This window comes from Flavobacterium psychrotrophum, assembly GCF_003403075.1.
In the GTDB taxonomy this organism is placed as follows: domain Bacteria; phylum Bacteroidota; class Bacteroidia; order Flavobacteriales; family Flavobacteriaceae; genus Flavobacterium; species Flavobacterium psychrotrophum.
Map to the genome: position 1 here is coordinate 3,475,356 of NZ_CP031557.1, position 19,893 is coordinate 3,495,248.

General features: G+C 42.7%; 18 protein-coding genes and 1 tRNA gene. 4 read left to right on the forward strand and 15 right to left on the reverse strand.

Annotation, left to right across the window (positions count from 1 at the left end; all coding sequences use genetic code 11):
- The 11 genes from DYH63_RS14905 to mraZ all read right to left on the reverse strand — a co-directional run bounded on the left by DYH63_RS14905 (position 1) and on the right by mraZ (position 12,357).
- Complete coding sequence (locus tag DYH63_RS14905; RefSeq protein ID WP_116789546.1) at positions 1-723, reverse strand: cell division protein FtsQ/DivIB; 723 nt, start codon at positions 721-723, stop codon at positions 1-3.
- Positions 710-2,059, reverse strand: a complete 1,350-nt coding sequence (gene murC, locus DYH63_RS14910; protein WP_116789547.1) for a UDP-N-acetylmuramate--L-alanine ligase — start codon at positions 2,057-2,059, stop codon at positions 710-712. The genes DYH63_RS14905 and murC overlap by 14 nt, the downstream gene beginning before the upstream one ends.
- Positions 2,060-2,081: 22 nt before the next feature.
- Positions 2,082-3,176: an undecaprenyldiphospho-muramoylpentapeptide beta-N-acetylglucosaminyltransferase gene (gene murG, locus DYH63_RS14915; protein WP_116789548.1), complete on the reverse strand. Its 1,095-nt coding sequence runs from the start codon at positions 3,174-3,176 to the stop codon at positions 2,082-2,084.
- Positions 3,177-3,268: 92 nt separating this feature from the next.
- Positions 3,269-4,579 carry an FtsW/RodA/SpoVE family cell cycle protein gene (locus DYH63_RS14920; RefSeq protein WP_116789549.1) on the reverse strand — a complete coding sequence of 437 codons (1,311 nt, stop codon included), beginning with the start codon at positions 4,577-4,579 and terminating at the stop codon, positions 3,269-3,271.
- Positions 4,580-4,622: 43 nt separating this feature from the next.
- Positions 4,623-5,954, reverse strand: a complete 1,332-nt coding sequence (gene murD, locus DYH63_RS14925; RefSeq protein WP_116789550.1) for a UDP-N-acetylmuramoyl-L-alanine--D-glutamate ligase — start codon at positions 5,952-5,954, stop codon at positions 4,623-4,625.
- Between the two features lie 2 nt (positions 5,955-5,956).
- Positions 5,957-7,183, reverse strand: a complete 1,227-nt coding sequence (gene mraY / locus DYH63_RS14930) for a phospho-N-acetylmuramoyl-pentapeptide-transferase (RefSeq protein WP_116789551.1) — start codon at positions 7,181-7,183, stop codon at positions 5,957-5,959.
- Positions 7,184-7,190: 7 nt separating this feature from the next.
- On the reverse strand, positions 7,191-8,654 hold the full coding sequence (locus tag DYH63_RS14935; protein ID WP_116789552.1) for a UDP-N-acetylmuramoyl-L-alanyl-D-glutamate--2,6-diaminopimelate ligase: 1,464 nt from the start codon (positions 8,652-8,654) through the stop codon (positions 7,191-7,193).
- A complete protein-coding gene (locus DYH63_RS14940) occupies positions 8,651-10,660 on the reverse strand; it encodes a PASTA domain-containing penicillin-binding protein (protein WP_116789553.1) in 2,010 nt (669 codons plus the stop codon). The genes DYH63_RS14935 and DYH63_RS14940 overlap by 4 nt, the downstream gene beginning before the upstream one ends.
- Positions 10,651-10,998 (reverse strand): FtsL-like putative cell division protein, encoded by a 348-nt coding sequence (locus tag DYH63_RS14945; RefSeq protein ID WP_116789554.1) that lies wholly within the window; start codon positions 10,996-10,998, stop codon positions 10,651-10,653. The genes DYH63_RS14940 and DYH63_RS14945 overlap by 10 nt, the downstream gene beginning before the upstream one ends.
- A 2-nt stretch (positions 10,999-11,000) precedes the next feature.
- The gene (rsmH, locus tag DYH63_RS14950; protein ID WP_116789555.1) at positions 11,001-11,897 is read right to left on the reverse strand and encodes a 16S rRNA (cytosine(1402)-N(4))-methyltransferase RsmH; all 897 of its coding nucleotides are present in this window, start codon (positions 11,895-11,897) and stop codon (positions 11,001-11,003) included.
- Positions 11,884-12,357 (reverse strand): division/cell wall cluster transcriptional repressor MraZ, encoded by a 474-nt coding sequence (mraZ, locus tag DYH63_RS14955; protein WP_116790861.1) that lies wholly within the window; start codon positions 12,355-12,357, stop codon positions 11,884-11,886. The genes rsmH and mraZ overlap by 14 nt, the downstream gene beginning before the upstream one ends.
- A 407-nt stretch (positions 12,358-12,764) precedes the next feature.
- On the opposite strand from mraZ, the gene DYH63_RS14960 reads away from it, so the two are divergent.
- Positions 12,765-13,532, forward strand: coding sequence for an alpha/beta fold hydrolase (locus tag DYH63_RS14960; protein WP_116789556.1), 768 nt, complete (start codon positions 12,765-12,767; stop codon positions 13,530-13,532).
- A 188-nt stretch (positions 13,533-13,720) separates the two neighbouring features.
- Complete coding sequence (yihA, locus tag DYH63_RS14965; protein ID WP_116789557.1) at positions 13,721-14,341, forward strand: ribosome biogenesis GTP-binding protein YihA/YsxC; 621 nt, start codon at positions 13,721-13,723, stop codon at positions 14,339-14,341.
- Positions 14,342-14,389: 48 nt separating this feature from the next.
- Here the strand turns inward: yihA and gldC are convergent, their stop codons facing one another.
- Positions 14,390-14,731, reverse strand: a complete 342-nt coding sequence (gene gldC / locus DYH63_RS14970; RefSeq protein ID WP_116789558.1) for a gliding motility protein GldC — start codon at positions 14,729-14,731, stop codon at positions 14,390-14,392.
- Positions 14,731-15,699: a gliding motility lipoprotein GldB gene (gldB, locus tag DYH63_RS14975; RefSeq protein ID WP_116789559.1), complete on the reverse strand. Its 969-nt coding sequence runs from the start codon at positions 15,697-15,699 to the stop codon at positions 14,731-14,733. The genes gldC and gldB overlap by 1 nt, the downstream gene beginning before the upstream one ends.
- Positions 15,700-15,786: 87 nt before the next feature.
- Here gldB and nadE point away from each other — a divergent pair, with 87 nt between their 5' ends.
- Both nadE and DYH63_RS14985 read left to right on the forward strand, forming a co-directional pair.
- Positions 15,787-16,593, forward strand: a complete 807-nt coding sequence (gene nadE / locus DYH63_RS14980) for an NAD(+) synthase (RefSeq protein WP_116790862.1) — start codon at positions 15,787-15,789, stop codon at positions 16,591-16,593.
- A 74-nt stretch (positions 16,594-16,667) separates the two neighbouring features.
- Positions 16,668-17,297: a response regulator transcription factor gene (locus tag DYH63_RS14985; protein ID WP_116789560.1), complete on the forward strand. Its 630-nt coding sequence runs from the start codon at positions 16,668-16,670 to the stop codon at positions 17,295-17,297.
- Between the two features lie 393 nt (positions 17,298-17,690).
- Here DYH63_RS14985 and dnaG read toward each other — a convergent pair whose 3' ends face one another.
- Positions 17,691-19,673 carry a DNA primase gene (dnaG, locus tag DYH63_RS14990; protein WP_116789561.1) on the reverse strand — a complete coding sequence of 661 codons (1,983 nt, stop codon included), beginning with the start codon at positions 19,671-19,673 and terminating at the stop codon, positions 17,691-17,693.
- Positions 19,674-19,815: 142 nt separating this feature from the next.
- Positions 19,816-19,886, reverse strand: a tRNA-Gln gene (locus DYH63_RS14995).
- Between the last annotated feature and the right edge of the window lie 7 nt (positions 19,887-19,893).

Sequence of the window (19,893 nt, forward strand, 5' to 3'; positions counted from 1 at the left end):
TCATTTTTTGGTGCCCACCACCTGTTGCGTAAACTTCAGGTTAATTGTTTTGTAATTTTCTGTCAACGTATCCTTAATCGCGTCCTGCAAAAACGCCTTGTAATTTTTAAACTTCCTGTCGATATTTATCGGTTTTCCAAAGACAACCTCAAAGTCATAACCCCGTATATCCATCATTATGTCTCCCCAAGGCATAACGGCCAGGCCGGTGATATTCTTCTTTAAAAAATCGTCATCATAAATATAATTCAGCAACTCGCTCAGTCTTTTTTTATCCGTTCTGTCGATGCTACCGGACACAAGCGGAACCCGTGCCGTTTCGCTTTCGCTAAGAGGCATTTCATTCCCTTTATAATCTAGATAGTACGATTTAGAACCGCTGAAAATTCTGGCTACAGGCTTTTTCTGGACAACAATGGCTGTAAGTTTACCGTCGATTGTAGCGTAAACCTCTGCCTTGTCGACCATAGGATTTGTGTCGATACTTTTTTCCACCTTATTCAAATCTAGCTGAACTTTCTTTATGCCCGTAACTGTGTCAAAATTTTGTTTCAACAACTTATTAACGTCCTTCTTTGTAATAAAATTCTCATTATCTACAAACACAACCTCTGCCTGTTTTATCTTTCTTCCCTCATTGCGTATGCCCGAAAAAGAGTACAGGAAAACTGCTACTCCTACAATCAGGAAAAGGCGAATGTTTGTCCAGTTAAAATTTTTCATTTAATACCGCTTTAATTTCAGGAACCATCTCTCCTATATCGCCCGCCCCTATGGTTATAAATACCGTAGCATCGCTACCTTTTAAAAGTGGCAGCAAATGCTCTTTACTTACCAGTTTTTTGCTCGGGTTCTCTATCATATCCAGCAGCCACTGGCTGGTAATGCCCTCAATGGGCTGCTCCCTTGCCGGATAAATATCCAGCAACACTATATTTTCAAACTTACCCAGGCTCTTTGCAAAACCTTCGGCAAAATCGCGGGTGCGGCTAAACAAATGCGGCTGAAAAACCGCCAGCACCTTTTCATCAGGGTACAACTCGCTTACCGCCTGGTACACCGCGTCTATCTCTGTAGGATGGTGTGCATAGTCATCTATATACACCAGCTCTTTTTCTTTGATCTGGTAACTAAACCTGCGCCTTACTCCCTGAAAGCTTTCCAGCGCCGCTTTTATAGCATCGCCTTCAAGACCGTAGGTCTTAGCCATAGCTAACGCCAGTGTGGCATTAGTAAGGTTATGGTGGCCCGGAAGCCCAAACCTTATATCAGTTATTGTATCATCCGGAGTGGCTACATCAAACACATACCATCCATTATCTATACGGATGTTTTGTGCTGAGAATTGCCCTTTACCCACGCCAACAGTTACACCATTTAACGGAAGGCCATCTACTACAAACAACTGTTTTTTATCTTCTACCTTATCTGCAAATTCCCTGAACGATGCCTCTATCGAAGCTGTATCGCCATAAATATCTAAATGGTCTGCATCCATTGATGTGATGCAGGCAATATCCGGGTGCAGGTGCAAAAACGAACGGTCAAATTCATCAGCCTCTGCTACGGTCACCGTCTTGCCGCTACCTATAAGGTTTGTATTATAACCTTCTACAATACCACCTAAAAACGCTGTAACATCTACGCCGCTTTGGTGTAGTATATGCCCCAGTATGCTGCTTGTGGTAGTCTTACCGTGTGTGCCAGCTACCGCAAAGCAAAAAGTACCTTTTGTAATGATACCAAGCACTTCTGCACGCTTTTTAACCTCAAAGCCATTTTGCAGGAAATAGTTCCATTGCAGGTGGTTTTTAGGTACGGCCGGGGTTACAACAACCAGCGTATTTTCTTTATCAAGGAATGGAAGCCCTATAAGCTCTACCTTATCGTCAAAATGGATACTGATACCTTCTGCCTTTAACTCATCGGTAAGATGGGTGGGTGTTTTATCATACCCGGCTACATTTTTACCAATGAAGGTAAAATAGCGTGCCAGGGCACTCATGCCGATGCCACCGATACCAATAAAATAGACGTTATGTATTTTTTCTAGTTCCATACTTTGAGACTTTGAGACTTTGCTACTTTTTCAGCAGCTTTACAATCTCTTCAACTATATCATTTGTGGCATTTACCTTTGCCAGCTTTTTCATATTCTCTCCCAGTTTTTGCTGCTTTTCTTCGTTAGCGATCAAATCGCCAAAAAGCGGCTGGAACTGCGTATCCAGTTGCGACTCCTTAAGCATTAATGCCCCGCCTTTGTTTACAATGGCATCTGCATTTTTTGTCTGGTGGTCTTCGGCTACATTGGGCGACGGGATAAACAGTGTTGGCTTACCCACAATGCACAATTCTGAAACCGATGACGCGCCTGCCCTTGAAATCACGATGTCTGCCGCGGCATATACCAGATCCATCCGGTCTATAAAAGACAACACCTGGATTCCATCTTTATCGCCGTGGTGACGGTATTCTTCAAAATAGAACTTACCACACTGCCAGATGATTTGTACATCCTGCGCCTGTAGCCATGTAAGCTCTTTTGCAATAAGCTGGTTAATGCGGCGCGAGCCAAGGCTGCCACCCAGTACCAGTAGTGTTTTTTTATTCGGGTCGAGCCCAAAACGTGCTATACCTTCTTCTCTTTTACCCTCAGTATCCATCAAATCCTGCCTTACAGGGTTACCCGTAAAAACGAGTTTTGATGCCGGAAAAAAACGTTCAAGGTTATCATAAGCAACGCATATTTTCTTTGCGAATTTAGACAGCCACTTGTTGGTAATGCCCGGATACGAGTTTTGCTCCTGTATAACTGTTGGCACTCCCATGCCTGCTGCTGCCCTTAGTAACGGACCGCTGGCAAAACCGCCTGTGCCTATAACCACATCGGGTTTAAATGCTTTTACAATCTTTCTCGATTTTATAAGGCTGCTTACCAGCTTAAGCGGAAACATGGCATTATCTAATGTAATTCTGCGTTGTATGCCCGCTATCCACAAACCCTCTATCTTGTAACCGGCCTGCGGCACCTTTTGCATCTCCATTTTATCGCTGGCCCCTACAAATAGTATCTCACTATCAGGAAAACGAACTTTAAGCTCATTAGCAATAGCCACCGCCGGGTAAATATGCCCGCCTGTACCACCACCGCTTAATATGAATTTTTTGTTTCCCATGATTTGCAAAGTAACTGAGCAGCAAATTTTCAAAGTTTAGCTACACAGGTCTATTATCTATTATCTTTTTTCTAACTGTTTTATCAAAAAATCTATTTTCCCATTACCGCCCGCATAGGGTTAGCTGCGTCTTCTATAGAATAAGCTGCCGGTTCTGCTATGCCCAGAGCTTCTGCTTCCTCGCGTTGTTTTTCGCGAAGGATGTGTTCATCTATCAATTGTTGCAGGGCGGCTTCACGGTCTTCTTTCTCCTGAAGCTCCTGCGCTACTTCTTCTTCTTTTTTAGTAACACTAATGATGATGCCTATAGATATACACGTCATCCAGATACTACTACCACCACTACTTATAAGTGGCAAGGTTTGTCCCGTTACCGGAAGCAACTCTGTAGCTACCCCCATATTGATAAGCGCCTGAAATATTATCGGGAAACCGAGCCCCACAATAAGCAGCTTACCAAACATGGACTTTGCTTTATGTGCCGAAACCAGAAACCTGAAAAACAACATGAGGTACATAAACAGCACTACAAGCCCTCCCAGTAAACCATACTCTTCTACAATGATCGCGAAGATAAAATCTGACGACGATTGCGGCAGGAAGTTCTTCTGAACGCTTTTGCCCGGACCAAGGCCATAAACCTGACCTGTTGCAATAGCTATTTTGGCTTTTTCTATCTGGTAATCGTCCTCGTTAGGCTCATCAGATGTAAAACGTTCTATACGGTTCATCCAGGTGTGTACCCTGTTCGGCATCGCTTTAGGGAACGCCATAGCAAACGATACAAACAATACCAGCATGGTTATACCCACACCAACAATAACACCCAAGTAACGCATAGGATAACCGCCTACAAAAACCAGCATGCTTACCATACTAAAGATAAGCGCCGCTGTACTAAAGTTAGCCGGTAATATAAGTGCCAGTATAATAAATACCGGCCCCCATAGCTCTATAACCGAAGCTTTAAAATCCCACTCCTTACCTTCGTTTTTTGCAAGGTAGCGCGCTACATATACCATAAGTACAATCATGGCCAGTGCCGAAGTCTGGAAGGTAACGCCTATAAACGGCACCTTTATCCAGCGGCTGGCATTAGCCCCATCGATAACCGTACCCTGAAAAAAGGTATACACAAGAAGCAGCGCAACCACCGGTAACAGCAGCTGCGAAAGCCCGCGGTAGTAGTGGTATGGCACCTTATGCACCATGTATATAAGCCCAAAACCAATAAAGATATGAACGAGGTGCTTAACCAAATACCCTATAGTAGACCCCTTGCCAATAACATACACCAGGTTAGAGCTTGCGCTAAAAACCGGCATAAACGATATAAGGGCAAGCAGCATCACGAATGACCAGATGCCTTTGTCTCCTTTCAGGTTTGTGATTAATTCTTTCATTTTCTATTCTTTTGTCTTTATGACTTTCGACTTTAAGACTATTCTATAAATTTTGTACAGCAGCCTTAAACTGCTTGCCTCGGTCTTCGTAGCTTTCAAAAAGGTCAAAACTTGCACAACATGGCGAAAGCAACACCGTGTCGCCTTTTTCTGCCAGTTTAGATGCCGCTATAACAGCTTCTGTCATACTGGTTGCTTCAACCAGCACATCTACCACATTACCAAAGGCGCTTATAATTTTATGGTTGTCTACACCAAGACAAACAATGGCTTTTACTTTTTCGTTAACCAGCCCCATAAGCTCGTTATAATCGTTGCCTTTATCTACACCGCCCACAATCCATACGGTTGGTGCGCTCATGCTATCTAGTGCATAGTAGGTAGAGTTTGTATTGGTAGCCTTGCTATCGTTAATATACTCCACTCCCTGTATTTTAAGCACTTTCTCCAGCCTGTGCTCCACACCCTGAAAGTTAGACATACTCTCCCTGATGGTATTTTTCCTTATGTTTTTTAGCTGTGCTACCGCTATGGCAGCCATTGCATTTTTAACATTGTGTTTCCCGTCAAGAGATAGTTCGTTTATAGGCATGGTAAATTCGTGTTTCTTTATATTACTAATAATAGTGTCGTCTTCTACATATATCCCTTCTTTATTATTTCCTGAAAGCGAAAAAGGGATAAGTTTCGCTTTGGTTTTATTTTTGCTGAGCCAGTCATTTATCATTTCATCGTCGGCATCATACACCAGGTAATCCTCCTTAGTCTGGTTCATCGTGATCCTGAACTTGGCCGCTATATACAATTCATACTTGTATTCGTACCTGTCCAGGTGGTCCTGGCTTATGTTTGTTATCACGGCTATGTGCGGGCGATAATCTACTATGCCATCCAGCTGAAAACTGCTCAGCTCTAAGACATAACCTTCAACCTTATTTTCTGCAACCTGCCAGGCAAAGCTTTTACCTATGTTACCGGCAAGCCCTACGTTCATTCCGCCCTGTTTTAGCAGGTGGTGTACAAGCATTGTGGTAGTGGTCTTGCCATTACTACCGGTAATACCTATGGTTTCGACCTCGTTAAAAGGATTGGCAAATTCTATTTCAGATATTACCGGAATGCCTTTTTCCCTGATCTTTTTTACAATGGGCGACTTATCGGGTATTCCCGGGCTTTTCATTACAAGATCAGCATTGAGTATTTTTTCCTCGGTGTGCTGCTCTTCTTCCCAGTCAAGTTTATTAAGTGCAAGAACTTCTTTGTAATTATTTTTTATTTTCCCGAAATCAGATACGAAAACATCGTACCCTTTTTTCTTTGCCAGGATAGCAGTACCTACACCGCTTTCTCCTCCACCCAATACTACTAACCTCATAACTATCGCAGTTTTAATGATACTAATGAGAATATTGCTAAAAGTATCCCTATGATCCAGAAGCGGGCTACGATCTTACTTTCGTGATAGCCTTTTTTCTGGTAGTGGTGGTGCAGCGGCGCCATAAGGAATATCCTGCGGCCTTCGCCAAATTTTTTCTTGGTGTATTTAAAGAAACCAACCTGTGCCACTACCGAAAGGTTTTCTGCAAGGAAGATTCCACACAGTACAGGAACCAGCAATTCTTTTCTAACTGCCAAGGCAAGTACCGCAATAATACCACCTATGGTAAGGCTGCCCGTATCGCCCATAAAGACCGATGCCGGATAAGTATTGTACCACAGAAAGCCAATGAGTGCCCCAACAAAAGCTGCGATATATACCGTCATTTCGCCGGAGTTAGGGATGTACATTATGTTCAGGTAATTACTGAAGATGATGTTACCCGATACAAAGGCAAATATTCCGAGGGTGAGCACCGCAATGGCACTTGTACCCGCCGCGAGGCCGTCTATACCATCGGTAAGGTTAGCACCGTTACTTACCGCCGTAATGATAAATATTACTACAGGGATAAATATCAGCCATGCCCATTTCTCATAACCGTCTCCCATAAAGGAAAGCGCCTCAGCATAGTCAAATTCATTATTTTTAAAGAACGGAATGGTAGTCGCTGTCGACTTTTCTTCGGCAGGCGTCTGTGTTATCACGTTGCGCCCTTCCTGAAAGATGTCTACCCTTGAGGTATCTGTCCTGATGGTAACACCCGGGTGAAAGTACAGTACATAACCTACTATTATACCCAGGCCTACCTGGCCTACAACCTTAAATTTACCTTTAAGGCCCTCTTTATCTTTTTTATGTATTTTTAAATAATCATCTATAAAACCTATAGTGCCCATCCAAAGGGTGGTAACTACAAGCAGCATGATGTAAATATTATCAAGCTTGGCAAGCAAGAGCACCGGTACAAGCGTACTGAAGATGATGATAAGCCCACCCATAGTAGGCGTACCTGCTTTTTGGGTTTGCCCCTCAAGGCCAAGGTCACGCACTGTTTCGCCTATTTGCTGGCGGCGCAGGAAGTTGATGATTCTCTTACCAAAAATGGTAGATAACAACAGTGACAGTATTACTGCCAACCCCGAGCGAAACGTGATGTACTGGAAAACTCCTGTACCCGGCACATCCCATTGTCTGTCTAAAAACTGAAATAAGTAATACAGCATATTTCCGCTATTTGTTTAATTGGCTTAAAATTTCTTTCACTATCTCCATATCATCAAAATCATGCTTCACTCCCTTTATCTCCTGGTATGTTTCATGCCCTTTTCCGGCAATGAGTATAATATCATTAGGGCGGGCAAGCTGGCAGGCAAGCTTTATTGCTTGTTTACGGTCTACCATTGCCACCGTTTTTTTATAGTTTTGGGGCTCAACACCTTTCTCCATATCTTCTAAGATATCCTCAGGCACTTCGCTGCGCGGATTATCGCTGGTAAAAATGGCGCGGTTGCTCATGCTGCTTGCTATGTGTGCCATTACCGGGCGTTTGGTCTTATCCCTGTCGCCGCCGCAACCCACTACCGTTATAAGCTGCTCATTGCGCGTGCGAATGTTTTCTATAGTACTCAGTACATTTTCCAGCGCATCGGGCGTATGTGCATAATCTACAATAGCGGTAATACCACCCGGCGATACTATAAACTGGAACCTGCCACTAACGCTCTCAAGCTCGCTAAGCAGGCGTAGTACTTCACGCTCTTCAAGTCCAAGGTTAACTGCCGTTGCAAAAATTGCCAGCAGGTTGTAGGCATTAAATGAACCTATAAGCTTTACCCATACTTCTTCCCCATTTATCTTAAGCAGTAAGCCGCTAAGCTGGTTTTCCAGTATCTGCGCCCTGTAATCTGCATAGGTCTTAAGTGCGTAGGTAAGCTTTTTAGCTACCGTATTCTGCAGCATTACAAGGCCATTTTTATCATCTACATTTACTAATGCAAAGGCTGATTTTGGCAAATGGTCAAAGAACGATTTCTTTACATCCCTGTACTCTGCAAACGTAGCATGGTAATCAAGGTGATCGTGAGACAGGTTGGTAAATATCCCGCCTGCAAACAGCAAACCGCTTGTCCTGTGCTGGTGTATGCCGTGCGAGCTTACTTCCATAAAGCAGTAATCGCAACCGGCATCGGCCATTTCGCGCAGGTATTTATTTATTGTCAAAGAATCTGGTGTGGTGTGCGTAGCTTTATACTCCGTTTCATCTACCATTACCTTAACTGTACTAAGCAAACCGGTTTTAAAACCTGCATTTTTAAACAACTGGTACAATAATGTAGCAATAGTAGTCTTACCATTAGTACCGGTTACCCCTACAAGTTTTAAGCTTTCAGACGGATTACCGTAATAATTAGCCGCCATAAAGGCCAGTGCCGCATGGCTGTTTTTTACTACTATACATGTTACGCCCTCAACTGTTGCCTCCGGCATTTGTTCACACACTATAGTTGTTGCACCAAGGCTTATTGCTTTTTCTATATAAGTATGTCCATCACTTAGTGTACCCTTAATGGCTACAAAAGCATCGGCAGCTGCTACAGCACGCGAATCAAACTCAATTTTAGACACAGCGATATCGGTAGGCCCTTTAACCTGTTCTATAGAAACTTTATATAATATATCGCGCAGCAGCATTATGATAATTCGAGTGTTATTATTTGGTTTTTCTTAAAGGCTTGTCCCGGGCTTAACGATTGCTTTTTAACCTTGCCCATACCGTTTACCTGTACTTTAAAGCCCATGTTACCTAAAAGGGCCACGGCATCCATACCGGACATACCCACTATATTAGGCACTATTTTATTTACTGTATTTATTTTTGCGTCATAAGCAGCATATAGCTGTTCCTGTTTTTTAATGTTCTTATCCAGTTGCTTTACCTTATTGGTAGAAGGCACATCGGTAAAGATCTTTTGCGCTATCCTGCGAAATACCGGGCCCGAAACGTCTGCACCAAAATATCCTTTTGCAACGTGCGGCTTGTGTATAACTACAATACAACTGTACTGTGGCTCATCTGCCGGAAAATACCCCACAAAAGATGACGAGTAGTACATATCACCATTTGTCTTGCCACCTCCGTAATTAACCTGTGCTGTACCTGTTTTACCTGCCATGCTAAAATTAGGTGAGTATAGCTTTTTACCCGTACCCTTTTTAACCACATTCTCCATCACGGCCTTAACCTTATTTATGGTTTCCTGAGAGCACAGCTTAGGATTTATAACTTCTTTATCAAACTTCTTTATCGTTTTGTCCCAAGCCTTAATTTCCTGTACAAACAACGGACGCACTAACTCGCCATTATTAGCAACACCATTATAGAATGCCAATGTTTGCAGCGGCGTAAGCTTAAGGCCGTAGCCAAACCCCATCCATGGTAACGATACGCGCGACCATGATTTATCTTCCGGTTGCGGTATGCGTGGCACACCTTCACCTTTTAGGGTAACACCCAGCCTATGGTTAAGCCCAAAATCATTAAGGTGCTTTACAAACTGCTTAGGATTATCTTTATAATTTTCATACACCGCCTGCACCAGTACCGTATTACTCGAAAGCTCAAAACCCCTTGCCAGCGATACCTTGCCATAGCCACCCTTGTGCGAGTCGCGCACATGCTTGCCGTGAATAGTTATATCGCCACCGTGGCTGTCATACACATTACTGGTATCTACCTTACCGTCTTCAAGCAGTGCCACAAGGCCTGCAAGCTTAAAGGTAGAGCCCGGCTCCTGGCTTTCGCCCACCGCATAGTTTATCGTCTCATAATAAGATCCATCTGTAGCACGCCCCAGGTTGCTTATGGCTTTTACATAACCGGTTTTAGTTTCTAAAACTACTACACAACCGTGGTCTGCCTCATAATACTCCAGTTGCTTAAGCAACGCGTGGTGCGCAATATCCTGAATGTAAACATCTATGGTACTTACCACATCAAGCCCGTCTACAGGATCAAGCTCATTAATATCGCTTATAGGCTTCCACTGGTTTTTTGCTATCTTCTGCATCATGTGGCGGCCATCTTTACCCTTAAGGTAATCTGCATACGCACCCTCTATACCTACATATAACATTTCGCCATCATGGTCTACACGCTCATACCCCACGGTACGCTCGGCAATTTTACCTATCGGGTGTTCACGCACTATACTCTGCTCAGTGATGATGCCTCCTTTATAAGCACCCAGCTTAAATAGCGGGAAACTTTTAATACGCAGCAGCTCTGTATAAGTAAGCCCTTTAGCCACCAGCATGTAGCGGTTTTTATGGCTACGTGCCTTTTTGAAGAGTTGGTAATAATCTTCAGACGGTTTACCAAACATTACTTCAAGCGAGTCGCACAACCCTTCAGTAAACTCTTTAAAATCTTCGGCCTTTGGCGCTACAGCATCAAACCTTATGGTATAGTTAGGTATAGATGTTGCTAAAAGACTGCCATCGCTACTATACACATTACCCCTGTTTGCAGGTATGGTAACATTCTTTACCGTGCGCTGACGGGCCAGGTTGCGATAAAAATCGCCCTCTACCCATTGTATGTTAGCAAGCTTTATAGAAACAAGAAGAGCCATCACAAAAATTGCGAAGGCCACGATATAGATCCTGAACGAAATCTTTTTATCTTCTGCTCCTACTCCCATAACTTTTCCCAAAAATTTTTCTCTTTGGCTTTTGCAACCACTATTTTTTTCGGCGGTACCGGCGAAGGGAAAATCCCTCTCGGCTCCATCTTTGCCGACACCGTACTCTCCATTTTCAATTCCATCAGTTCGCTGCGTCTATCTACAAACTCTGCACGAAGCGATTTTATCTCACTCTCCAGCGCCGTGATCCTGTACAGCTTTTGCTCATAATTGTGAGAATTGGCAATCATTACCATCGCAACCAGTATAAGGAATACTATAAAGCGCCAGTTCTTCATAGACCCGTCGTCTACAAGATATTTTGCCTTTAATAAACTGTATACTCCGCCTTTCATCACTATATTTTCTCTGCCACCCTTAGCTTAGCACTACGGGCCCTGTTGTTTTGTTTTATTTCTTCATCCGTTGGGATAATCAGCTTTTCGATACTTTTAAAAGGAACCTCAAACCTGCCAAACATATCACGCTCCGGCTCCCCTTCAAACATACCGTTTCGCATATAGCGTTTTACAAGCCTGTCTTCCAGCGAATGATAACTTATTACACTCAGCCTGCCTTCAGGCTTTAACACCTCCAGCGACTGCTCAAGGAAATCTTTAAGCACATCCATCTCACGGTTTACCTCTATACGTATAGCCTGATAGATTTGCGCCAGTATCTTATTACTCTTATGAGCCGGTAAAAATCTTGATAGCACTTCTTTTAACTCGCCTGTGTTTTTTATCGGGGTATCTTTTCTGGCCTCTGCAATCCTGGCAGCAAGCGCACCAGCATTTCTAAGATCACCATATTCAAAGAACATTCTTTTAAGGTCTTTCTCTTCATATTCATTCACCACCTTAAAAGCATCAAGCTCATTTTTCTGACTCATCCTCATATCGAGTGCCGCATCAAAACGGGTACTAAAACCACGCTCTGCAACATCAAACTGGTGTGACGACACCCCAAGGTCTGCAAGTATGCCATCAACCGCCTTTACGCCATGAAACCTCAGATACCTTTTTATGAATCCAAAATTCTCAGGTATCAGCATAAAACGAGGGTCATCTATTACATTAGCCTGAGCATCCTCATCCTGGTCAAAAGCAAAAAGCTTTCCGTTTGGCCCCAAACGCTTCATGATCTCGCGGGAGTGGCCACCACCACCAAAGGTTACATCTACATACACCCCATCAGGCTTTATATTTAACCCATCAACTGTTTCTTTTAACAATACGGGATTATGATATTCCATCTTCGTCGTCCATTATATTACCCATTACATCTTCAGCAAGGCTCGCAAAATCTTCGTCAGACACATTGATCGAAGCTTCGTAACGCTCCTTATCCCATATCTCTACGATTGTTACCGCAGACGAAAGCACTACCTCACTACCAATACCTGCAAAAAGCGCAAGGTCTTTTGGCACAAGCAGCCTTCCGGCAGCATCCATTTCTATCACCCTTACCCCTGCTGTAAATGCACGGATAAAATCATTATTTTTTTTAACAAAGCGGTTCAGCTTGTTAATCTTTTGCATCATTTTATTCCACTCCGCCATAGGATAAAGCTCCAGGCATTGTTGAAAAACCGACCTCTTCAGCACGAATCCTTCGCCCAAACCTTCGTGCAATTGCTTCTTCAAAGGAGCAGGCAGCATTAGCCTTCCCTTGTTATCAGCCTTACATTCGTATGTTCCTATAATGGTATTCAAGCAGTTAGATTTCAGGTCATTCAAAAGCAAATATAAAATAATTTTTACCATATTCTCCCACCATCTACCACTTTGTTGATAAGTTTTAACCCACTCTTCCCACCACCCCATTTTCTACCACTCTTAAAATTTTCTTAGAGCCTTATTAAAAATTCATATTCCACAAGCATTACAATGCGTTTGGTTTAAATAATGCAACACTTTCAGTAAATGATTTGCAATCTTTCAAGAAAGAAAAATTAGCATCAGAGTATAATTTTGTGTGAATTTTAACAAAACGGCGGTGGGAGAAAAAATCGGGGCAGGAAATGCCAATATGAAATTTAAGCCAAATATTACAGGGCAAAACGTGTTGTTAGGTATTATATCATATATTTGCGTTGTTTGAACCGATTTTAAAGCCACAGATGGATAGCAATCATGACGAGGGAAAATATCACTACTACGAAGCTGGTGAAGGAACCCCGATAATAATACTACACGGCCTTATGGGAGGGCTAAGCAACTTTGACGGAGTTGCTAATTATTTTCCGCAACACGGATTTAAAATAGTAATACCACAGTTACCCATATACACACAAAGCCTGCTAAAAACTAATGTAAAAGCTTTTGCCCGCTGGGTAAAGGATTTTATAACCTACAAGGGGTACGACCGCGTTATACTGCTGGGCAACTCGCTGGGCGGCCATATAGCACTGTACCATACAAAAATGTATCCCGAAAAAATGCTTGGCCTTGTTATTACCGGTAGCAGTGGCCTGTATGAAAGCGCAATGGGTGACAGCTACCCGCGCCGCGGCGACCGCGAATACATTAAAAAGAAAGCCGGTGATGTTTTTTATGACCCCGCTATAGCTACTGATGAAATTGTAGACGATGTATATGCCGTTGCCAACGACCGCATAAAACTGATAAAAACCCTTACCATAGCCAAAAGCGCCATTCGCCACAACATGGCTAAGGATTTACCAAAGATGCACGTGCCTACCGGAATTATCTGGGGCAAACAGGATAGTGTTACACCACCCGATGTAGCCGAAGAGTTTCACAGCCTGCTGCCAAACAGCAGCCTGTACTGGATAGACAAGTGCGGACACGCTGCCATGATGGAGCATCCGGACGAGTTTAACCGCCTTATGCACGAGTGGTTAAGAAAAACCGGACTGGCTAAATAGAAGTCAGAACTAGAAGCTAAACACAAGAATTTACCCATTGTGGTAAAAAGTGGAGCATAAAACACATGAGCCACGAATTACACCCATCATCACTAATTTAATTGTGAGATTTGTGTAATTCGTGGCTTTTCTTTTGGTATTTAAAGCCAAATTTAAAATACCTACCTTTGCACTTTAATATATAAGCTATGAAAATAAATACCGCCGAGTTCGTAGTCAGCAATTCTGACGTAAGTAAATGCCCCAAGGAGCCCTTACCGGAATATGCCTTTATAGGACGCAGTAACGTAGGCAAGTCATCGCTTATAAATATGCTAACCGGGCGCAACAGCCTTGCTAAAACATCTGGCCGCCCCGGAAAGACGCAACTTATAAACCATTTTAAGATAAACGAGAACTGGTTCCTGGTAGATTTACCCGGCTATGGTTATGCCCGCGTATCTAAATCAGCCAAGGAAACGTTCCAGAAATTTATAACCGATTATTTTGAAAGGCGAGAGCAGTTAATGTGTGCTTTTGTACTGGTTGACATTCGCCACGAAGCACAAAAGATAGACCTTGAATTTATTAACTACCTTGGCGAAGCAGAGGTGCCTTTCTGTATTATCTTTACCAAAGCAGACAAGATAAGCAAAAGCAAAGTGCAACAGCATGTAGCTGCTTACAAGAAAAAGGTAATAGAAAACGGATGGGAAGAAATGCCGCAGCATTTTGTAACCTCATCTGAAGCCGCAACTGGCCGCGAAGATGTACTGGCTTTTATAGACGAGGTAAACGACGGTATATTTAAAAACCAGGGATTTGTTTAATCCGTCAGAATACACATAAAATAAATAGAGCGGCAAATGCCGCTCTATTTATTTTTGCTTTATCTCAAGCTTTTCTGCGAAGTAGTCGCAAAAGTCTTTCATAGTTTCACTCATCTGGGTATCGCCTGTAGCACGCTCAAAGGTTTCGCTCATGCTTACCAGCGTTTGGTGAAAAAACACCTTCATTTCGTCTACCGGCATATCTTTTGTCCAAAGGTCAATACGCATACTCTCCTGTTTAGGGCTATCCCACACACTAAGCATTATTGCTTTACTGGCTTCATCTTTCACACCACCATCAGGAGCAGTCCACATCAGGTTTTCCGGCACGCGGTTTTCATCAAGTTCTACTATTATTTTTATTTCAGATTTTAAAGTATCCTTAGCCATTACTTTGCGGGTTTGTATTTAGAATTATCAAAAATAGTTTTGGCATCTATCGCCATTAACTCCTGCAAAGTTACATTTTTATTGTTTTCCATGTATGCCCTTACAATTTGCCAGCCTACCCACTGCCCCACGCGCCCCGGTGTCTCATTATCAAAACCTAAGTAAAATTTACTGAAAGGCGCAGGGTTTATAAAGCGATTCAGCAACTTAGGGTCGGTATCAAAAAATGCTTTACTCTCAACAAAAAAGCGCCACATTTCGGCTTCATTTTCTTTTACCCATTTCAGCTGCTCTTTTGTATAACCTATTTTTTCATTATCTGCCACCCCGGGTATCAGCTTATCTTTTAAGTACAACTGCTTACCAAAATAAATCATAGATGACAGCAACGTATAATCTTTAGACGCGCCAATTTTAGAGTGCGAAAATGCCGAAACAAGATCAGGCAATATCTGGTTGGGTTCAAAATTCTGCTTCTGATACGACGGGAAATCCACATAAAACTTATGCTTATTGCCCAAGTAAAGATCTAAAGAAACCAGTACAAGCGTATCCGCATAAATTGCCCTCGACTCATAGTCCATTTCACTAATAAGTGTTACCACATGTGGTACAGATGCTTTAGGGTAGTAATATTTTATATGCTTTACGAGCTCTTCGATATCGCCCGCCAGTTTCTTGTCATTTGGAGGATATACCTTATCTACCTCAGCGTGTAACTCCTGCAAAAGCGGTGTCTTAATTTTATTGATCCATGTAGTATCCTGGTATTCCCTCGGGAAAAGGTATGGGAACTGTTTTTTTAACGCAGGCAAATCTTCGGGTTTTGAATTATAGAACAAGTCATCAAAACGCGAAACCTTTATTGTACCCACTTTTACCTCAGCTACTTTATCTTCCACCACGTTTTCATCCTTGCACGAAAACAGTACCAGGGCAAGCAGCGGGAGCAGTATATATTTTTTCATTTTAAGTTTTATTACTTATTTCTTTAAACAGGATTCTCTAATTTTATGGCAAATATAGCACAACCATTAATTTATATTTATATAGACATGGATATACATCCTAAATTTGAAGCACAGGCCATAAACGACCATATTGTTAACTGGCTGGGCGAATATGCAGCTAACGCAAAATCAAAAGGATTTGTTGTAGGCATTTCCGGCGGTATAGACTCTGCCCTTACCTCTACACTTTGCGCACAAACCGGCCTGCCTACACTATGTGTAGAAATGCCCATACACCAGGCAGAAAGCCATGTAACCCGCGCTAAGGAGCACATTAAATGGCTTAGCGAAAAATACAGTAACGTATCTGGCGCAGATGTAGACCTTACCAGCACCTTTACGCATTTTAAAGAACAGGTTCCTGAAGGCGCCACACAAGCCATTACAGACCATGCTCTGGCTAATACCAGATCTCGTATACGCATGATAACCCTATATTATTTTGCAGGCATACACAATGCTATAGTAGCCGGCACCGGAAACAAGGTGGAAGATTTTGGCGTAGGCTTTTATACTAAATATGGCGACGGCGGCGTAGATGTGAGCCCTATTGCCGACCTTACCAAAACCGAAGTGCGCATACTTGCCAGGCACCTGGGCGTTACAAACTCTATTTTAGTAGCAAAACCTACCGATGGGCTTTTTGGCGATGACCGTAGCGATGAAGACCAGATAGGCGCATCTTATGAAGAACTGGAGTGGGCTATGCAGCAGGATGCCTTTGGGAAACAGAGTACTGAATTTAGCGGACGCGAAAAAGAAGTATTTGACATCTATAAACGATTTAATACAAATAACCAGCACAAAATGCTACCCATTCCAATTTGTAAAATTCCCTTAAAATTGAAATAAAATTCTTTCATTCACAATACTTTAAGAAACTAATGGCTAACTTTACTACTATATAAACCCGTAAAAACGCAATTATGATCAAATTATGCCTTGCGGATAATCATCCTGTGGTGCATTATGGGATGAAGTCGTATTTTAGCGATAATCCGCAGATTAGTTTTGTGGGTGTGGTAAATAACCTGGAGAGCCTCCTGGATGTATTGAGTAAAAAAACGGTGGATGTAGCCGTGATCGACCTTGAATTAGAGGGACTTACCAGCATTAGCAGCGTAAAGAACCTGATAAAGGAATTTCCGGAAACCAGGATCGTGATATTTACCAATCTCGCCGAACAGATTTATGCCCCAAATGCACTTAAAGCCGGCGTTTCGGCCTATGTGCACAAAAGCGCCAAGATGGAAGAGCTGGAGAGCGCCATTAAAAAAGTTAATGAAGGCGACGTAGTGTTTAGTGAAGCGGTAAAGAAGAACCTTGCATTGCTTAACAAAGGAAAGAAAAGCGAACGCTTGTACCGCAAGCTTTCGTCGAGGGAAATTGAAGTATTGCGCTATCTTAGCGAAGGAAAGAAAAACAAGGAAATTGCACGGCTGCTGGACCTCAACGAGAAAACCATCAGTACTTACAAACTCCGCCTGCTTACCAAACTGCATGTTACTAACCTTGTAGACTTGGTAAATAAGGCAAAAACACTGGACATTGTATAAACAAAAACTACTTACACGCAGTACAACACTACACTAAACACCGTTTTACATACCGGCCCTCCGGTTTGCCTTACAAGACACAAAACGCCCGCTACTCACCGGGCGTTTTTGATTTTATGGGGGCTTCAGGAATTTCATCGTATATTCGCCTTCTTCAGGCATCGTCATCGCAGGAAAGAACAATGAAGCCAGCCTTATGAGCAAACTTAAATATAAGATTACCACGCTTCACTGCGTTGCGCTCGTAATGACAAACCCGATTGGTGATCTCTTTCTTCACGCACCGTCTTTGCGAGGAGGAACGACCAAGCAATCTAATCAAGCGAACTAAATTATGAGATACCGCGCTATACTCACAATTACAGCTCGAAAAAAACAACAGTCACAGCAATCCTAATAAAAACCACTCCTTAGCCTGTTTATTTTTCTTGACAGGTAATTAACCAGTGTATTGTAATCGTTTACACTCATTAGTATTTCCATATTATCTGCATCGGGGCTTACCTGCATTTTAAGATCCTGTATAAGGCGTCCCAAAAGCAGCCACCTTAAGTCAATAATATGTTCTGTAGTATAAGCACTAACCGACTGGCTTTTGCTCTTAACGGGTATTTGCTGCTTTTCTTCCCACTCATGCAGGTGGTATTTTTCATCCTGCATAAAAACATCGGTAGCTTCATATTGCAACTCCTGTGGTAATATATTCAGGAACTCATCTACAACCATAGCCTGTTTGGCCACATAAAAATCGATTATAGCCTTATAAAGATCCCTAAAGACAGGGTTTGTAAAAAGGATTTCATCTTCCTGAAGGTTCAGGAAAATACGTTCGTATACCTTATAGGTTTTCTTTTCGGTAAACTCAAATTCTTTACCAAACTCATCATACTTAATATAGACATCTTCAAAATCCTGCTCAGTACCTCCGTAAAGCAGTAAGATCTCAACGATCTTTCGTTCTAAGCGGTCTAGTATATTAATACGCGCCTGCGCAGGGGTTTCTTCATCCTGCACGGGCTTCATGGTTTGTTCCCAGCGTTCTTCTTTATGCTTTTTGTCAGCATCGGCTACATCTTTAGATACCAGCTGTGCAAGCGTACTTACCAGTACCTGCTCGCCAATGTCCATAATACGTGAAACCTCCTGTATGTACACCTCACGCTGAATACGGTCTGGTATCTTGGCAATACTGCCCACCATATCGCGTATCAGTCCGGCTTTCTTTACAGGGTCGGCTTTAGATTCATCCATTAAAAGGGAAGCCTTAAACTGTATAAAGTCTTTCGCATTATTATCAAGATAGGCCACAAGCTCATCATGCGGCGTGCGCTTTGCAAAGCTATCAGGGTCATCGCCGTCAGGAAAAGTACAAACCTTTACATTCATACCTTCTTCAAGTATCAGGTCAATACCCCGCACGGAAGCTCGAAGTCCCGCTGCATCGCCATCAAAAAGTACTGTAATGTTTTTTGTAAGGCGGCTTATTAAACGGATTTGATCTGGTGTTAACGCCGTACCGCTCGATGCCACTACGTTTTCTATACCGGCCTGGTGCAGCTGTATTACATCGGTATAACCTTCAACAAGGTAGCAATTGTCTTTTTTGGCAATGGCCTGCTTGGCATGAAAGATACCATACAACACCTTACTCTTGTGGTAAATATCGCTTTCTGGGGAGTTTAGGTACTTGGCAACCTTTTTATCATTGCCCAGTATACGTCCGCCAAAGCCCAGCACCCTGCCACTCATGCTTTGTATGGGAAACATTACACGCCCGCGAAACCTGTCGGCCAGGCGGCCATCTTCACGCACTATGGTAAAACCGGTTTTTTCAAGGTACTCCAGTTTATATGCTTTACCTATGGCGTGTTTACTAAAGGCATCCCATTCTTCAGGAGAATAACCCAGACCCCATTTTTTGATGGTATCGCTTGTAAAGCCACGCTCTTTAAAATAGCTGTAGCCTATAGAACGTCCCTCATCGGTATTATGCATTACATCCTGAAAATATTGCTGCGCAAATTCAGACACCAGGTACATACTTTCCCGTTCGTTGGCCTGCTCCTTTTGCTCGTCGCTTTGCTCCGTCTCCTCTATCTCAATATTATATTTTCGGGCGAGGTAACGTATGGCTTCGGGGTAGCTAAAATGCTCGTGCTCCATTAAAAAGGCCACGGCATTGCCTCCCTTGCCCGAGCTAAAATCTTTCCATATCTGTTTTACAGGAGATACCATGAATGATGGCGAGCGCTCGTTACTAAACGGGCTCAGGCCTTTCATGTTGGTACCCGAACGTTTCAGGACAACAAAATCGCCGATTACCTCCTCTACACGGGCGGTTTCAAAAACGGTATCAATGGTGTTTTTAGAGATCAAATCTTATAATAGTTGCAAAGTTGCTAAGCCACAAAGTTACAAAGTTTACAGACATGAGTCTATACACAATATGCCTGTTACAAACGTTTACTATCAAAACCATCTTAAAACAAAAAAACCTCCCAAATTGGGAGGTTTTTCGTTGGTCTACTAGGACTCGAACCTAGAACGACTGAACCAAAATCAGCTGTGTTACCATTACACCATAGACCAAGTCACT

Bases quoted from the DNA above. Each gene is read 5' to 3' on its own strand.
- yihA (WP_116789557.1), top strand. From the start codon at position 13,721: ATGAAAATAAATACCGCCGAGTTCGTAGTCAGCAATTCTGACGTAAGT.
- DYH63_RS14985 (WP_116789560.1), top strand. From the start codon at position 16,668: ATGATCAAATTATGCCTTGCGGATAATCATCCTGTGGTGCATTATGGG.
- murC (WP_116789547.1), bottom strand. From the start codon at position 2,059: ATGGAACTAGAAAAAATACATAACGTCTATTTTATTGGTATCGGTGGC.
- rsmH (WP_116789555.1), bottom strand. From the start codon at position 11,897: ATGGAATATCATAATCCCGTATTGTTAAAAGAAACAGTTGATGGGTTA.
- murD (WP_116789550.1), bottom strand. From the start codon at position 5,954: ATGAGGTTAGTAGTATTGGGTGGAGGAGAAAGCGGTGTAGGTACTGCT.
- DYH63_RS14905 (WP_116789546.1), bottom strand. From the start codon at position 723: ATGAAAAATTTTAACTGGACAAACATTCGCCTTTTCCTGATTGTAGGA.
- DYH63_RS14920 (WP_116789549.1), bottom strand. From the start codon at position 4,579: ATGAAAGAATTAATCACAAACCTGAAAGGAGACAAAGGCATCTGGTCA.
- murG (WP_116789548.1), bottom strand. From the start codon at position 3,176: ATGGGAAACAAAAAATTCATATTAAGCGGTGGTGGTACAGGCGGGCAT.
- DYH63_RS14945 (WP_116789554.1), bottom strand. From the start codon at position 10,998: ATGAAAGGCGGAGTATACAGTTTATTAAAGGCAAAATATCTTGTAGAC.
- gldC (WP_116789558.1), bottom strand. From the start codon at position 14,731: ATGGCTAAGGATACTTTAAAATCTGAAATAAAAATAATAGTAGAACTT.
- gldB (WP_116789559.1), bottom strand. From the start codon at position 15,699: ATGAAAAAATATATACTGCTCCCGCTGCTTGCCCTGGTACTGTTTTCG.
- mraY (WP_116789551.1), bottom strand. From the start codon at position 7,183: ATGCTGTATTACTTATTTCAGTTTTTAGACAGACAATGGGATGTGCCG.
- DYH63_RS14940 (WP_116789553.1), bottom strand. From the start codon at position 10,660: ATGGGAGTAGGAGCAGAAGATAAAAAGATTTCGTTCAGGATCTATATC.
- nadE (WP_116790862.1), top strand. From the start codon at position 15,787: ATGGATATACATCCTAAATTTGAAGCACAGGCCATAAACGACCATATT.
- DYH63_RS14960 (WP_116789556.1), top strand. From the start codon at position 12,765: ATGGATAGCAATCATGACGAGGGAAAATATCACTACTACGAAGCTGGT.